Raw genomic sequence first — 15,744 nt, forward strand, 5'->3', positions numbered from 1 at the left:
TGACCAGACTCGCGGCGCGCAGACGCCGGTGCTTCAACACCGCGTGCGGGGCTTTCCCCGGGATCGCGCAGCGGCTAATCAGGGGCCGGACCAACGAAGCGACGGCCATGACCAGCATCGACCGCTATATCCTCAAGACGATGCTGATCCTGTTCGGCTTCTTCGCGCTGATCCTGGTCGCGGTCTATTGGGTCAATCGCGCCGTCTCGCTGTTCGAGCGGCTGATCGCCGACGGCCAGACCGCGCTGGTGGTGCTGGAGTTCACGCTGCTGACGCTGCCGCTGGTGATCTCGGTCGTGCTGCCGGTGGCAGCCTTTGCGGCGACGGCTTACGGGACCAACCGGCTGGCCAATGAATCCGAGCTGGTGGCGATGCAGGCGGCGGGGCTGTCGCCCTGGCGGCTGGCGCGGCCGGTGCTGGTCTTCGGGCTGCTGGTCGCGGTGATGGTGGCGGTGCTGGTCAACGCGCTGGTGCCGATGGCGCGGGCGCGGCTGGCCGACCGGCAGGCCGAGCTGGCCGAGAACGTGACCGCGCAATTTCTGATCGCCGGCAGCTTCCAGTTTCCCGCCCCCGGCATCACCCTGTTCATCCGCAACCTGACCCCGCTGGGCGAGTTGGAGGGGCTGTTTCTGGAAGACGCCCGCAACCCCGCCAGCATCAGCAGCTACAGCGCCGAACGCGCGTTGCTGGTGCGGACCGAAACCGGGCCGAAGCTGGTGATGATCGACGGGGTGGTGCAGACCTTGCGGCCTGATCCCGCAGCGGCCCGGCCCGCGGAAACAGACCCGGCGCTTGACCCTGCCGCCCCGGCTTCACCGCAGGCTCCCGCCGCCACCCCGCCACAGGGCAGCGGCCCGCGCCTGTCGGTGACGCGGTTCGCGGACATGACCTATGATCTGGGCAGCATCCTCGGCCCCGGCGCGGCGCGAGGGGGCGATCTGCGCGACTATACCACCGGCCGCCTGCTGCAACCCGACGCCGCGCTGCTGGACGCGACCGGCGCCAACCCGGCGCGGGCGCGGCTCGAGGCGCATTCGCGGCTGGCCCAGCCGCTGCTGTCGCCGGTGGCGGCGATGCTGGGTTTCGCCACGCTGCTGATCGGCGGCTTTTCGCGCTTTGGCGTCTGGCGCCAGATCGGCTGGGCGGTGGTGGCGCTGATCCTCGTGCAGCTTCTGGGGAATTGGGCCGCGAACCGCGCCGGCGATCAGCCCGCGCTGTGGCCGCTGCTGTATCTGCCTGCGCTGGTGGGTCTGATGGCGTGCCTGCTGATCCTGTGGCTGGCGGCACGCCCGCGACGGCCGCGCGCCGCCAAAGCCCATGCGGTGGCGGCATGATCCTGGCCCGCTACCTCGCCAACCGCTATTTCCGCGCCTTCATGCTGCTGGCGGGCGTCTTCATGGCGCTGCTGCTGCTGATCGACATGGTCGAGCAGATTCGCCGCTTTGCCGACCGCGGCATCACCCTGGGCGAGGCGGCGCGGCTGTCGGCGCTGTCGGTCGCGGGCAGTTTCTACAACATCCTGCCGCTGATCGGGCTGCTGGCGGCGATCATGCTGTTCCTCGCCCTGTCGCGCTCGTCCGAGATGGTGGCGATCCGCGCCTCGGGGCGGTCGGGGCTGCGCTGCGTCATGTCGCCCGCGATCATGGCCGCGCTGCTGGGGGCGGGGGCGGTGGGTTTTCTGAACCCCATCGTCGCCGCGACGCAGGCCCGCTATGCCGCCGCCGTGGCGAAGATCGAGCAGGGCCAGACCCAAAGCGTCAGCCTGGGCGATGATGCGCTGTGGCTGCGGCAGGGGCTGGGCGATGCCGGCGCGCAGATGATGATCCGCGCGGCGCGGACCAGCCCCGATGCGACGACGCTCTATGATGCGAGCTTCGTGATCTATGACCCCGACGCCGGCCCCGCCACCCGGATCGAGGCGCGCAAGGCGGTGCTGGCCGAGGGCGAGTGGCAGCTGTCCGACGTCAAGGAATGGTCGCTGAACACTCCCAACCCAGAGGCCGAGGCCCGCCGCGCCGACCGGCTGCAACTGCCGACCGAACTGACCGCCGGCCGCATCCGCGACGGCTTCGGCCAGCCGCAGGCGGTGCCGGTGTGGGAACTGCCGGCCTATATCGCCGGGCTGCAACGGGCGGGCTTTTCGGCGCTGCGTCATCAGGTCTGGCTGCAGATGGAGCTGGCCTTGCCGCTGACGCTGGCGGCGATGGTCATGGTCGCTTCGGTGTTCACCATGCGCCACATGCGCGGGCGCAAGGCGGGCGGGCTGGTGCTCAGCGCCTTCATCGCGGGGATGGCGCTGTTCTTTCTGCGCAACATGGCGCAGGTTCTGGGCGATAATGCCGGGGTGCCGCCGGTTCTGGCAGGCTGGGCGCCGCCCATCGTCGCGATCCTGTTCGCGGTCGGCCTGCTGCTGCAACTCGAGGACGGATGATGCGCCGATCTGCCCTTTTCGCGCTGTCTGTGGCCGCGTCGGCGCTGACGCTGGCCCCGGCCGTGGCGCAGGATCTTAGCCCGGCGCCGGGCGTGACCCGGCCTTGGTGGCAGGGCGACCCGGCCTATGCGGGGCTGGCCCGCCCCGCGCTTGCCCCGACCGAGATCGGCGGGTTGAACGCGCCCAACGCCGACGGGACCGAGCTTAGCCGCCTGACCCGCGCCGCCGCCGCCCGCCCGCCCGAGATCACGCTGTCGGGCGAGGATATCGAAGATGACGGCGGCGCGGCGACGCTGCTGGCCGACCGGATCTCGCTGTCGGGCGACCGGACGCTGACCGCCTCGGGCGGGGTGGTGGTGTGGTATCAGGGCGCGCGGCTGCTGGCGCGGCAGGTCCGCTATGACGGCGCGACCGGGCGCATGGACATCACCGGCCCGATCCACTTGACCCGTCCGGGGCTGGCGGGCACGTCCGACGACGCCATCATCATCGCCGATCAGGCCCAGTTGTCGCAGGATCTGCGCGAGGGGCTGGTGCGCGGCGCAAGGCTGGTGCTGGCCCGCGAGTTGCAGATGGCCGCGCGAGAGGTCGCGCTGACCGGCGGCGGGCGTTTCACCACGCTGACCCATGTCGTGGCCTCGTCCTGCCGGATCTGCGCCGAAAGCCCGACCCCGCTGTGGGAAATCCGCGCCAAGAGCATCGTCCATGACGATCTGGCCCAGACGCTGACCTTCGAGCGCCCGCAGCTGCGCGCCTTCGGCGTGCCGGTCGCGGCCTGGCCCGGCACGCTGCGCGCCCCCGATCCCACGGTCGAGCGGATGACCGGTTTCCTGCGCCCGCGCATCCGCACCACCTCGGGTCTCGGGTTCGGCGTGATGCTGCCATGGTTCAAGACGCTGGGGCCGCATGCTGATGTGACGCTGACGCCCTATCTGTCGGCCTCGCAGACGACGACGCTGATGCTGCGCTATCGTCAGGCGTTCCAGAACGGCGCGACCGAGTGGAACGGCGCCGTCAGCCGCGACGATCTGCGCCCGGACGAGACGCGCGGCTATCTGTTCGGCGCCGCGCAGTGGTCGCTGCCGCGCGGCTATTCGCTGGGGATGCAGTTGCAGGTCGTGTCCGACGACGCCTATCTGCGCGATTACGACGTCTCGGACGCCGACCGGCTGTGGAGCGGGCTGACCCTGCAGCGCGTCAAGCGCGACCGCCTGGTCTGGGCGCGGGCCGGCAACTATCACAGCCTGCGCGAGGATGAGGACAACTCGACCTCGCCCGCGCAGGTGGCCGAGGCGATGTGGGTGCGGCGCTGGCAGGTGGCGGGCGGTCAGGCGCGGCTGGTCTGGTCGGCGAACGCTCTGCGGCGGCCCTCGACGCTGGACGGGGTCGGGCGCGACATGGCGCGGGCCTCGATGGATCTCGACTGGCAGCGCAACACGATCCTGTCCTCGGGGCTGGTTCTGGGCACGGCGGCGGGGCTGGGGGCCGATCTTTACGCCATCCGCGACGACGACGCCTTTGACGACACCGTGCTGCGGACCCGGCCCTGGGTCGCGGCGACGCTGCGCTATCCGCTGACCGGCAGCGACGGCACCGCCTCTTATGTGCTGGAACCGGTGGCGCAGCTGGTCTGGTCGCCGCAGCGCCACCGCCATGACGACGCGGTCCCGAACGAGGACAGCCGGCAGGTCGAGTTCGACGAAGGCAACCTGTTCGCGCTGTCGCGCTATCCGGGCTGGGACGAGCGCGAGACCGGGCTGCGCGCCAATCTGGGCGTGACATGGACGCGGTTCGACCCCGCCGGATGGTCGCTGTCGCTGGCGGCGGGCCGAATCTGGCGGGCCGATGCCGATGACCGGCCCGAGACGCCGAAGCTGCTGCGCGGCACACGCTCGGACTGGCTGGTGGCGGGGCATTATTCGGACGCGTCAGGCCTCAGCCTCGCCAACCGGGCGCTGCTGAACGACGATCTGCGCCTGACTCGCGACGAATTGCGGATCGGCTGGGCGCGGCCAGAGCTGGAACTGAGCCTCGGCTATCTGTGGATGCAGGCCGATGAAAGCGAGGGCCGCGCGCGCGAACTGTCGGAACTGACCGGTGAGGTCGGCTGGCAGCTGGCGCCGGGCTGGTGGGGTTCGGCCTATGCCCGCCACGATCTGGCCGCCAGCCGGGCGCAGAAGGCGGGTTTGGGCGTGGCCTATCGAAACGAGTGCATCACGGTCGAGGCCGCCGTCTCGCGCCGCTTCACCGACACCGCCGAACTGAACCCGGAAACGGATTTCGACCTGTCGGTGCGGCTGGGCGGTTTCGGGGCACAACCGGACGGCAAGGGCACGGTGGCGCGGCGCGCCTGCATGCGCTAGATTGACGCCAGATCAACAGGGGGCATGGTTGCATGCGGCAGTTTCTACTTTCCTTGACACTCGGCGCGACCCTGACGGGGGCGACGCTGACGCCGGTGCAGGCGCAGGATTTCTCTGCCGTGGTCTATGTGAACAACTCGGTCGTGACACGCTACGAGGTCCAGCAGCGGATGCGGTTCATGGCCGTGCTGAACTCGGCCGAGACCAGTGCCGAGGCCGCCGAAAAAGCGCTGATCGAGGATCGGCTGCGGCTGGAAGCGGCCCGCCAGATCGGCGTCGAGGTCAGCGATAGCGGGCTCGAGGAAGGGCTGTCGGAATTCGCCGGCCGCGCCGGGCTGACCACGGGCGAGTTCATTCAGGTGCTGGAACGCAGCGGCGTCGAGCGGCAGGCCTATCGCGACTTCATCAAGGCCGGCGTGGCGTGGCGCGAGGTCGTCCGCCAGCGCATCCTGCCCACCGTCTCGGTCTCGGAGGCCGAGGTCGATCAGGCCATGCGCCGCATCGTGGAAACCCCCATCGTGATCGCCGTGCTGCTGTCCGAAATCATCATTCCGATCCCGCCCGGCCAGGACGAGGCGATCGTCGATCAGGCCGAGGCCATCGCCGCCCGGTCGACCAGCGAGGGCGTCTTTGCCGACGCCGCGCGCCGCTTTTCCGCCACCCCGTCGGCGGCCCAGGGCGGGCGGCTGGACTGGATGCAAGTCGCCAACATGCCGCCGACCCTGCGCCCGATCCTGCTGGGGCTGCGCCCCGGTCAGGTCAGCCCGCCGCTGACCATCCCCGGCGCGGTGGTGCTGTTCTACATGCGCGACACGCGCGGCCAGCTGCGCCCCGGCGCCAGCGAACAGACGCTGGACTTCCTGACCGTCACCTTCCCCAGCATGGCCGAGGCGCAAAGCGCCGCCGCGCAGGCGCGAAGCTGCGCCGATCTGTATACCTTCGCCAATCACCTGCCCGACCAGCAGGTGGTCCGCCAGACTGCCAGCCAGAACGCGATCCCGACCTATACCGGCGTCCTGCTGGCCTCGCTGGATGAAAACGAAACCAGCGTCGTGGCGCGCGGCACCGGGGCCGATGTGCTGATGCTGTGCGACCGCACACCTGCGCTGCTGGCCGGGCTGGACGCCGGCCCCGTGCCCACCGCGACCAGCGATGGCGAGGCCAGCACCCCGGCCAATCCCGACGCGCTGCCGGAACGCGAATCGGTCCGCGAGCAGGTCTTCAACCGCAAGATCAACGCCGCCGCCGACGCCTATCTGGCCGAACAGCGCGGCGATGCGGTCATCCGCAGGCCCTGAGCCATGGCGCGCCCGATCATCGTCACCTGCGGCGAACCCGCCGGCATCGGCCCCGAGATCGCGCCGCAACTGCTGGCGGCGGGGCTGCCCTTTGCATGGCTGGGCGACCCAAGGCACCTGCCGCACGGCACCGCCTTCAGCGTGATCGAGGATCTGTCCGACCTGTCCGGCGTCGCCCCCGACCGCCTCGCCGTGCTGCGCCACGATTTCGCCGCCCCGGCGACGCCGAGCCAGCCCGATCCGGCCAATGCGGCGGGCGTGATCGCGGTCATTGAACGCGCCGTCTCGCTGGCGCTGTCGGGACAGGCGGGCGCGGTCTGCACGCTGCCGATCCACAAGAAGGCGCTGAAGGACGGCGCCGATTTCGCCTTTCCCGGCCATACCGAGTTTCTGGCCCATCTCGCGGGCGGGGTGGATGTGGCGATGATGCTCGCCTCGACCTTGGTCTCGCCGCCCTGCCGGGTGGTGCCGGCGACGATCCATATCCCGCTGGCGCAGGTGCCTGCCGCGCTGACCGCGCCGCTGCTGGAACAGGCCATCCGCATCACCCATGCCGCCCTGGTCCGCGATTTCGGCATTGCCGAGCCGCGCCTTGCCGTGGCCGGGCTGAACCCCCACGCCGGCGAAGGCGGCGGGATGGGCGGCGAGGAAATCGCCTGGATGATCCCGCTGCTCGACCGGCTCCGGACCGAAGGCTTGTCGCTGTCCGGTCCCTTGCCCGCCGACACCATGTTCCACGCCCCGGCGCGGGCGCGTTACGACGCTGCGATCTGCGGCTATCACGATCAGGCGCTGATCCCGATCAAGACGCTCGATTTCGCGGGCGGGGTGAATGTGACGCTGGGGCTGCCCTTTCCGCGCACCTCGCCCGATCACGGCACCGCCTTCGACATCGCGGGCAAGGGCCTCGCAGATGCCGGCAGCGCCATCGCCGCGCTGCGCATGGCCGCCGACATGGCCGAGGCACGCGAGCGGGGATGAGCGCCATCGACGGCCTGCCGCCCCTGCGCGAGGTGATCGCCCGGCACGATCTGCGCGCCCGCAAGCAGCTGGGGCAGAACTTTCTGCTCGACCTGAACCTGACCGCCAAGATCGCGCGGCAGGCGGGCGATCTGCGAACTTGCGATGTGCTGGAAATCGGCCCCGGCCCCGGCGGGCTGACCCGTGGCCTGCTGGCCGAGGGTGCGCGTCACGTGCTGGCCATCGAAAAGGACGAACGCGCCCTGCCCGCCCTGGCCGAGATCGCCGACGCCTATCCCGGCCGGCTGACCGTGCTGCATGGCGACGCGCTGCGGATCGACCCGCTGCAGCATCTGACGCCGCCGATCCGCATCGCCGCGAACCTGCCCTATAATGTCGGGACCGAACTGCTGGTCCGCTGGCTGACACCGCCCGACTGGCCGCCCTTCTGGCAGTCGCTGACGCTGATGTTCCAGCGCGAGGTGGCCGAGCGGATCGTGGCGCAGCCCGGAGGCAAAGCCTATGGTCGCCTCGCCGTCTTGGCCCAGTGGCGCTGCGAGACCGGGATCGTCATGTCCCTGCCGCCCGAGGCTTTCGTGCCCGCGCCCAAGGTCCATTCGGCCGTGGTCAGCCTGACCGCCCTGCCCGAGCCGCGCTATCCGGCCGATCCGGCGGTGCTGATGCGGGTGACGGCGGCGGCGTTCAACCAGCGGCGCAAGATGCTGCGAAGCTCGCTGAAGGGGCTGCATCCGCAAATCGAGGCGCTGCTGGAAGCCTGCGGCATCGACCCCACCGCCCGCGCCGAGGAAATCGGACTGAGAGAGTTCTGCGCCCTCGCCCGCGCGTTGGAGCAAGCGGAGCGCGATTAGGGCGGCGAGCGCTAACGGGCTGCCTGTTTAGGACGCGACCCCTTCGGGCCTAGCCACTCACCAAATGCAAAAGGGCCGCAGCGCGGCCCCTTTCCTGTCTCATGCTGATCGTAAGCCTATGCCTGCCCAGCGCTGTCATTCGTCGCGGGCTCGGCCGCGGCGTCCGGGGTGGCGCGGCGGCGGGTGCGCGGGGCGGGCTTGTCGCCCGCATCGGCGGCACGCGGCGCGCGGGTGCGCTTGGGCTTTGGCTGCGTCTCGGGCGTCTCGACCGGACCTTTTTCGGGGGTGATGGCGTCGGGCAGGGCGTCCTTGGCGGTCACGTTGTCGTCGCTCGCCTCGATCGGCTTGGCGGCGTCATCCGATTGATCGGCACGGGCCTTGCCCGCGACCTCGACCTGCTCGGCCTCGCGGTTGCGTGCCGGCTTGTCGTCGCTGCGGTCGCGACGGAGCGCGGCGGCGCGGTCGTTGCTGTCGCCCTGATCCTGATTGTCCGACTGGTCGTCGGACCGGTCCTTGCGGCCGGGCTTGTCCTGCGTGTCGCTGCGGTCCTGACGGTCCGAGCGGTCTTGCCGCTCGCCACGGTCCTGGCGTTGGCCTCGGTCCTGACGCTCGCCCCGGTCCTGGCGTTCGCCACTGTCCTGCCGTTCGCCGCGCTCTTGCCGTTCGCCGCGGTCCTGCCGGTCATCCCGGCGCGAGCTATCGCGGCCCTGATCCCGGCCCTGTTCGCGGCCATTGTCACGGCTGTCACGGCTGTCGCGATTGTCGCTGCGGCTGCTGTCGTCCGCGTCGTCGCGGTCGTCGTCGCTGCGTCCGCCCTGGCCGCTTTGCTGCTGCTGACGCTCGTTCTGCTCGCGCTGCGCCTCACCTAGCATGCGGGTGTAGTGCTCGGCATGTTGCAGAAAGGACTGCTCGGCCACGCGGTCGTTCGACAGTTGCGCGTCGCGGGCCAGCGTCAGGTATTTGTCGATGATCTGCTGCGGCGTGCCGCGCACCTTGCCTTCGGGCCCCGAGGAGTCGAAGACACGGTTGATGACATTGCCCAAAGAGCGCTGACGGTTCGACTTTGAACGCGAACGGGATTTCGATGATCTCATTGTTTGACTTTACCCAGTCGTCTGGAAGGGTTCCTTGCCGCCGTTCCATGCGCTGAACCTGAAGGGGGATAGTTGCGTCCGCCTGGTGGTTAGCGATGTCGTGGCTGGTCCGTGCGGTGGATCGCCTCCCCGGCACTTGGGTTGAATAAGCACGGCAAAGGCGGCGGCACAAGGAAAAACTGCCCTATGAACGGTGTTTTTTGACATTTCTGTCTGATCTTACGCAGTTTTGACCGGGTCGGGGCCGAAATGCGCCTCGATCACGCGGTCGCGCCCGTCCAGATCCGGCAGAACCCGGACCGACGCCCCGGCCTCGGCAAAAAGCCGCGCAACCGCCTGCCCCTGCTGCCAGCCGATCTCGACCAGCACCGCGCCGTTCGGGGTCAGATGCCGGGCGGCACCGGCGGCGATCCGGCGATAGGCGGACAGCCCGTCGCCGAAATCGGTGAGCGCACCATGCGGCTCGAACTCGCGGACCTCGGGCGACAGCGCGGCCATTTCCGACAGCGCGATATAGGGCGGGTTCGACACGATCAGGTCAAAGCGTCCGGTGACGCCGTCGAACCAGTCGGCGCGGGTGAAATCGGCCTTGACCCCCAGCCGCGCCGCATTGCCGCGCGCCACTGCCAGCGCGGCGTCAGAGATATCGGTCCCCAGCCCCCCAGCCTGCGGCCGTTCCGCCAGCAGCGAGATCAGGATCGCGCCGGTCCCCGTCCCCAGATCCAGAACCGAAGACCAGTCCAGCCGCAGCGCCGCCTGAACCAGCGTCTCGGTTTCGGGTCGCGGGTCGAGCGTGTCAGGGGTGACGTGGAAATCATGTTTCCAGAAGGCGCGGCGGCCGATGATCTGGCTGATCGGCTGGCGCGATGCGCGGCGCGCGATCAGCTCCGCCAGCCGCGCCTGCTGCGCGGGCGTCAACCGCGCGGGCGCGTCGATGCCCAGCCGCGTCACCGGCAGATCCAGCGCATGGGCCATCAGCAGCCGGGCGTCGCGGGGCGCATCGGCCACCCCGGCCTGCGTCAGCCGCGCCACCGCCGCCGCAAGCTGGGCGCGAAAGCCGCCGTCGTCAGCGCCGTTTGGCTGGGTCATTGCTGGGCGGCCAGCTTTTCGGCCTGATCATGGGCGGTCAGCGCGTCCACGATCTCAGTCAAATCGCCGGCCATGACGCGGTCCAGCGCATAGAGCGTCAGGTTGATGCGGTGGTCGGTCATCCGGCCCTGCGGGAAGTTGTAGGTGCGGATGCGCTCGCTGCGGTCGCCGCTGCCGACCTGGCTCTTGCGGTCGGCGGCGCGGGCCGAGGCAGCGCGTTCGCGTTCCATGTCGAACAGCCGCGCGCGCAGCACGGCCATGGCGTTGGCGCGGTTCTGGTGCTGCGATTTCTCGCTGCTGGTGACAACGATCCCGGTCGGCAGATGGGTGATCCGCACCGCCGAATCAGTGGTGTTGACGTGCTGCCCGCCCGCGCCCGAGGCGCGCATGGTGTCGATGCGGATGTCCCCCGCCGGGATGTCGACATCGACGGCCTCGGCCTCGGGCAGCACCGCCACGGTCGCGGCCGAGGTGTGGATGCGCCCGCCCGATTCGGTTTCCGGCACGCGCTGCACGCGGTGGACGCCCGATTCGTATTTCAGCCGCGCGAACACCCCCTCGCCCGCGATCCGCACCACCGCCTCGCGCACGCCGCCGAGTTCCGATTCGGACAGTTCGAGGATCTGGAAATCCCAGCCCTGCGTCTCGGCATAGCGGCGATACATCGACAGCAGGTCGGCGGCGAAAAGCGCGGCCTCGTCCCCGCCGGTGCCGGGGCGAATCTCCATGATCGCGGGCCGTGCATCCGCAGCATCCTTGGGCAAAAGCGCGATCCGCAGCGCCTGCTCCAGCTCTGGCAGGCTGTGTTTCAGGCGCTGAACCTCGTCCTCGGCCAGTTCGCGCATGTCGGGATCGGACAGCATCGCCTGCGCCTCGGCCAGCCCCGATTGCGCGGCCTGCCAGGCGGCGATGGTGTCCACCACCGGCCGTAACTCTGCGTATTCGCGGCTGATTCCCGCGATTTCGTCGGGATTGGGTCCGGCATTGAGCCGCGCTTCGAGATACTCGAAACGCTGCATGATCTGGGCAAGGCGGTCCTGTGGCAGCATCCCAGCGGCTTAGCGTCCCGCGTCGGACACGGCAAGCGCGGCCTTACAAACAGACATGTATACTTTTTCCGCAGCGCAGCATAAAAGCGAGGTCTGGCTTATCGCTAAGGAGGCATGATGGCCCAACTTCCCGAGAAACTCGAAAAGATCCGCAATGAGGTCTTACGTCGCAACCCAAACGAGCCTGAGTTCCATCAGGCGGTCGATGAGGTTCTGAGCTGCCTCGGCCGGGTCATCGCCAAACATCCTGATTATGCCGATCACGCGCTGATCGAGCGGATCTGCGAACCCGAGCGTCAGATCATCTTCCGCATCCCGTGGGTCGATGAACAAGGCCAGGTCCACATCAACCGCGGCTTCCGGGTCCAGTTCAACAGCGCGCTTGGCCCGTTCAAGGGCGGCATGCGCTTTCACCCCTCGGTCAATGTCGGGATCATCAAGTTCCTCGGCTTCGAGCAGACGTTCAAGAACGCGCTGACCGGCATGCCCATCGGCGGCGGCAAGGGCGGGTCGGACTTCGACCCCAAGGGCCGGTCCGAGCTTGAGATCATGCGCTTCTGCCAGTCCATGATGACCGAGCTGCACCGCCATATCGGCGAATATACCGACGTGCCGGCCGGCGATATCGGCGTCGGCAAGCGCGAGATCGGCTATATGTTCGGCCAGTACAAGCGGCTGGCGAACCGTTACGAGGCCGGCGTCCTGACCGGCAAGGGCCTCAGCTATGGCGGCTCGCGCGCGCGGACCGAGGCCACCGGCTATGGCACGGTCTGGTTCACCGATTCGATGCTGCGGACCCGTGGCACCAGCCTGGACGGCAAGACGGTCGTCGTCTCGGGTTCGGGCAATGTCGCGATCTATGCCATCGAAAAGGCACAGGAACTGGGCGCCAAGGTCATCGCCTGTTCGGACAGCGCCGGTTACGTCGTCGATGAAAACGGCCTCGATCTGGATCTGGTGAAAGAGCTGAAAGAGGTCCGCCGCGACCGCATCAGCGAATATGACCGCCTCAAGGGCGACGGCGTCTATTACGTCGCCGGCGGCTCGATCTGGGACGTGCCGTGCGACATCGCGCTGCCCTGCGCGACCCAGAACGAGCTGAACGGCAAGGATGCCAAGACCCTGATCCGCAACGGCGTGATCGCGGTGGCCGAGGGCGCCAACATGCCCGCGACCCCCGACGCGGTGAACGCCTTCCACAAGGCCGACGTGCTGTTCGCCCCCGGCAAGGCGGCCAATGCGGGCGGCGTGGCGACCTCGGCGCTGGAAATGCAGCAGAATGCCAGCCGCGACAGCTGGAGCTTTGACAAGACCGCCGACCGGCTGGAAACGATCATGCGCAACATCCATGACGACTGCGCCGAAACCGCCGCGACCTATGGCGAGCAGGGCAACTATGTTGTCGGCGCCAATATCGCGGGCTTTGTCCGCGTGGCCGAGGCGATGCGCGCGCTTGGCGTGGTCTGAACCGCGCCTGCACTGACAATGTTTGCGGCGGGCCTCAGCGCCCGCCGCAATGATTCTCAGGGGCCGGAAATCACGGCGCCGGTTTGCGCCGCGTCCAGCCATAGAGGCAGATCAGCTCGGTCGCGACATGGGCCGCCGCGATCGCCGTCGCGCCGGTGGTGTCATAGGGCGGCGAGACCTCGACCACGTCGCCGCCCAGCAGGTCGATCCCGGCCAGCCCGCGCAGCAGCGCCGCCGCCTGCCAGCTTGCCAGCCCGCCCCAGACCGGCGTCCCCGTCCCCGGCGCAAAGGCCGGATCGAGCGCGTCGATGTCGAAGGTCAGATAGACCGGCCGCGTCCCGATCACCTGCCGGATGCGGTCCAGCGTGGCCTCGATCCCGTCCCGGTGAATGGAGGCCGCATCAAGGATCGTGACACCCAGCGTGTCGGGGTTCTCGGTGCGGATCCCGACCGAGACCGTCGCGGCGGGATCGACCACCCCCTCGCGGATTGCTTTGTACAGAAACGTCCCGTGGTCGATCCGGTCGGGATTGTCGTCGGGCCAGGTGTCGGAATGGGCATCGAACTGGATCAGCGCCAGCGGGCCATGCCGCTGCGCATAGGCGCGCAGGATCGGCAGGGTCACGAAATGATCGCCCCCCAGCGCCACCGTCCCCACGCCCTGATCCAGCAGCCCGCCGATATGCGCCTGAATCGCCGCCGGAACCGACCGCGTATCGGCATAGTCAAAGGCCATGTCGCCGGCATCGGCAATCGCCAGTTCCGACAGCGGATCGAAGCCCCAGCCATAGGGCGGGTCATAGGGCTGCAGGCAGGAGGCCTCGCGGATCGCGCGCGGGCCGAACCGAGCACCGGGGCGATGCGTCACCGCCTGATCGAAGGGGATGCCGGTCACCGCCAGATCATAGTCCATCACGTCTTTCGCATAGCGCCGGCGCAGGAAGGACGTGGCCCCCGCAAAGGCGTTTTCCTGGCTCAGCCCGCGCGGATCGTCGCGGGTAAAGGCCAGATCGACCTGATGCCTCGCATCTTCGAGTGCCATGTTTTCCCTTTCCTTCCAGCCTGCTGCGCCATGATGGGTCGGCGGCTGATCTGCATCAAGGTCGTTTCGCGCGGCTTGTGCTAACATCGCCTTGGTGCCGGGCTTCAGGCACCGCGACACCTGACGGAGAACACCATGACGATCAAAGCCATCCTGTCCCTCGCCGCATTCGGGCTGGTCCTGCCCGGACTGCCTGCCACGGCGCAGACCGAACTGCCCGCCGATGACAGCCTGCGCGAGGCGGCGCTTGACCTGTTCGCCCCGATCCCCCAGCAGATGGACCAGATCCCCCGCCCCGACGGCGATCCGACCCCGATCACCGCCGAAAAGATCGAGCTGGGCCGGTCGCTGTTCTTTGATCCCCGGATGTCGGTCTCGGGGCTGATCTCGTGCCAGACCTGCCACAATGTCGGCATCGGCGGGGTGGACGGGCTGCCGACCTCGGTCGGGCATGGCTGGCAGAAGGGGCCGCGCAACGCGCCGACCATGCTGAACGCGATCTTCAACATCGCGCAATTCTGGGACGGCCGCGCCCCCGATCTGGCCGAGCAGGCCAAGGGCCCGGTGCAGGCCGGCGTCGAGATGAGCAACACCCCCGACCATCTGGTCGCGACGCTGAAATCCATGGACGGCTATGTCGAGATGTTCAGCGCCGCCTATCCGGGCGAGAACGACCCGATCAATTTCGACAATTTCGCCGACGCCATCGAACAGTTCGAGGCGACGCTGGTCACCCCCAACAGCGCCTTCGACCGTTTCCTGGAAGGAGATAACGACGCCATGACCGAGCTGGAAAAGCGCGGCTTGCAGGCGTTCATGGATACCGGCTGCGTGGCCTGTCATGCCGGCGTGAACATGGGCGGGCAGGACTATTATGCCTTTGGCGTGGTCGCCCGTCCCGGTGCCGAGGTGCTGCCCGAAGGCGACAAGGGCCGCTTCACCGTGACCGATACGGTCGATGACGAATATGTGTTCCGTGCCGCGCCGCTGCGCAACATCGCACTGACCGCGCCCTATTTCCACTCGGGTCAGGTCTGGGATCTGCGCGAGGCGGTGCAGATCATGTCCTCCTCGCAGATCGGAACCGAGCTGGAAGAGGGTCAGGTCGAGGAAATCGTGGCCTTCCTGCGCACGCTGACCGGCGACCAGCCGCAGATCGTCCACCCGATCCTGCCGGTGCGCGGCGACGACACGCCCCTGCCCGCGCCGATGTAAGGCGTCCCGCGCCGACGCAGGGCCGCCCGCCGGCCCTGCGCAAGCTGGCGGCATGGCCCCGGCCGATTCCGGTTGCGTCTGCGCGGCCTGCCGCTATAAAGCCCCATCCTTCCGCAATCGCGAAACCGGCGCAGCCTCTCGTGGCGGGGTGCGGGGGGTGTGTCCCGCTGTTGAAGCCCGCCTGAAACTGAAAGGTCTGACATGCCGCTTTACGAGCATGTGCTGATCGCCCGCCAGGACCTGTCCAACACACAGGCCGAAGGGTTGATTGAACATTTCTCCACCGTGCTGGCCGATAATGGCGGCAAGGTGGTCGATAGCGAATACTGGGGTGTCCGCACCCTCGCCTACAAGATCAACAAGAACCGCAAGGGCCATTACGCCTTTCTGCGCACCGACGCCCCGTCGGCGGCCGTGCAGGAAATGGAACGTCTGGCCCGTCTGCATGATGACGTGATGCGCGTCATGTCGATCAAGGTCGACGCGCACGAGGAAGGCCCCTCGGTGCAGATGCAGAAGCGTGACGACCGCGACCGCGGCGACCGCTCGGATCGCGGCGACCGTGGCGACCGCGGTGATCGTGGCGAACGCCGCGAGCGTCGTGACCGCGACCGCGATAATTGAGGAGCTTGAGACATGGCAAACAAACCGTTTTTCCGTCGTCGCAAGGTTGATCCGTTCGGCAGCGACAACGCGCCCAAGATCGACTACAAGGACACCCGCCTGCTGCAGCGCTATATCAGCGAACGCGGCAAGATCGTGCCGTCGCGCATCACTGCCGTCTCGGCGAAGAATCAGCGCAAGCTGGCACAGGCGATCAAGCGCGCGCGCTTTTTGGCGCTGCTGCCCTATGTCGTGAAGTAAGGG

At 68.5% G+C, this 15,744-nt stretch carries 13 protein-coding genes and 1 pseudogene; 10 read left to right on the top strand and 4 right to left on the bottom strand.

The genetic code is table 11. The features are described from left to right. Positions 1-107 precede the first annotated feature (107 nt). Genes CYR75_RS10575 through rsmA form a run of 6 tightly spaced genes read left to right on the top strand, consistent with a single transcriptional unit; the run spans position 108 to position 7,921 of the window. Positions 108-1,334, top strand: coding sequence for an LptF/LptG family permease (locus tag CYR75_RS10575; RefSeq protein WP_101500010.1), 1,227 nt, complete (start codon positions 108-110; stop codon positions 1,332-1,334). Next, positions 1,331-2,431: an LPS export ABC transporter permease LptG gene (gene lptG / locus CYR75_RS10580; RefSeq protein WP_101500011.1), complete on the top strand. Its 1,101-nt coding sequence runs from the start codon at positions 1,331-1,333 to the stop codon at positions 2,429-2,431. The genes CYR75_RS10575 and lptG overlap by 4 nt, the downstream gene beginning before the upstream one ends. 29 nt (positions 2,432-2,460) lie before the next feature. Then, complete coding sequence (locus CYR75_RS10585; RefSeq protein WP_225972685.1) at positions 2,461-4,794, top strand: LPS-assembly protein LptD; 2,334 nt, start codon at positions 2,461-2,463, stop codon at positions 4,792-4,794. Between the two features lie 53 nt (positions 4,795-4,847). Next, complete coding sequence (locus tag CYR75_RS10590; protein ID WP_225972686.1) at positions 4,848-6,092, top strand: peptidylprolyl isomerase; 1,245 nt, start codon at positions 4,848-4,850, stop codon at positions 6,090-6,092. A 3-nt stretch (positions 6,093-6,095) separates the two neighbouring features. After that, a complete protein-coding gene (pdxA, locus tag CYR75_RS10595; RefSeq protein ID WP_101500014.1) occupies positions 6,096-7,073 on the top strand; it encodes a 4-hydroxythreonine-4-phosphate dehydrogenase PdxA in 978 nt (325 codons plus the stop codon). After that, positions 7,070-7,921 (top strand): 16S rRNA (adenine(1518)-N(6)/adenine(1519)-N(6))-dimethyltransferase RsmA, encoded by an 852-nt coding sequence (gene rsmA / locus CYR75_RS10600; protein WP_101500015.1) that lies wholly within the window; start codon positions 7,070-7,072, stop codon positions 7,919-7,921. The genes pdxA and rsmA overlap by 4 nt, the downstream gene beginning before the upstream one ends. Positions 7,922-8,762: 841 nt before the next feature. Here the strand turns inward: rsmA and CYR75_RS16805 are convergent. The 3 genes and pseudogenes from CYR75_RS16805 to prfA form a co-directional block, all read right to left on the bottom strand. Next, a pseudogene (locus CYR75_RS16805) lies at positions 8,763-9,015 on the bottom strand (DUF4167 domain-containing protein); the annotation flags it as partial. A gap of 219 nt (positions 9,016-9,234) precedes the next feature. Further along, positions 9,235-10,104 (bottom strand): peptide chain release factor N(5)-glutamine methyltransferase, encoded by an 870-nt coding sequence (gene prmC, locus CYR75_RS10610; protein ID WP_101500017.1) that lies wholly within the window; start codon positions 10,102-10,104, stop codon positions 9,235-9,237. Then, positions 10,101-11,153: a peptide chain release factor 1 gene (prfA, locus tag CYR75_RS10615; protein ID WP_101500018.1), complete on the bottom strand. Its 1,053-nt coding sequence runs from the start codon at positions 11,151-11,153 to the stop codon at positions 10,101-10,103. Before prfA ends, prmC begins: the two co-directional genes overlap by 4 nt. Before the next feature lie 117 nt (positions 11,154-11,270). Here prfA and gdhA point away from each other — a divergent pair, with 117 nt between their 5' ends. Further along, positions 11,271-12,620: an NADP-specific glutamate dehydrogenase gene (gdhA, locus tag CYR75_RS10620; RefSeq protein WP_101500995.1), complete on the top strand. Its 1,350-nt coding sequence runs from the start codon at positions 11,271-11,273 to the stop codon at positions 12,618-12,620. Between the two features lie 70 nt (positions 12,621-12,690). Here gdhA and speB read toward each other — a convergent pair whose 3' ends face one another. Further along, positions 12,691-13,662 (bottom strand): agmatinase, encoded by a 972-nt coding sequence (gene speB, locus CYR75_RS10625; protein WP_101500019.1) that lies wholly within the window; start codon positions 13,660-13,662, stop codon positions 12,691-12,693. 135 nt (positions 13,663-13,797) lie between these two features. On the opposite strand from speB, the gene CYR75_RS10630 reads away from it, so the two are divergent. From CYR75_RS10630 to rpsR, 3 genes are all read left to right on the top strand, one after another. Further along, positions 13,798-14,877, top strand: a complete 1,080-nt coding sequence (locus CYR75_RS10630) for a cytochrome-c peroxidase (protein ID WP_101500020.1) — start codon at positions 13,798-13,800, stop codon at positions 14,875-14,877. 201 nt (positions 14,878-15,078) lie between these two features. Next, a complete protein-coding gene (rpsF, locus tag CYR75_RS10635) occupies positions 15,079-15,501 on the top strand; it encodes a 30S ribosomal protein S6 (protein WP_101500021.1) in 423 nt (140 codons plus the stop codon). 12 nt (positions 15,502-15,513) lie between these two features. Beyond that, positions 15,514-15,741 carry a 30S ribosomal protein S18 gene (gene rpsR, locus CYR75_RS10640; RefSeq protein WP_101500022.1) on the top strand — a complete coding sequence of 76 codons (228 nt, stop codon included), beginning with the start codon at positions 15,514-15,516 and terminating at the stop codon, positions 15,739-15,741. The last annotated feature ends 3 nt before the right edge of the window (positions 15,742-15,744 follow it).

The sequence above is a fragment of the Paracoccus jeotgali genome, from assembly GCF_002865605.1.
GTDB lineage: Bacteria > Pseudomonadota > Alphaproteobacteria > Rhodobacterales > Rhodobacteraceae > Paracoccus > Paracoccus jeotgali.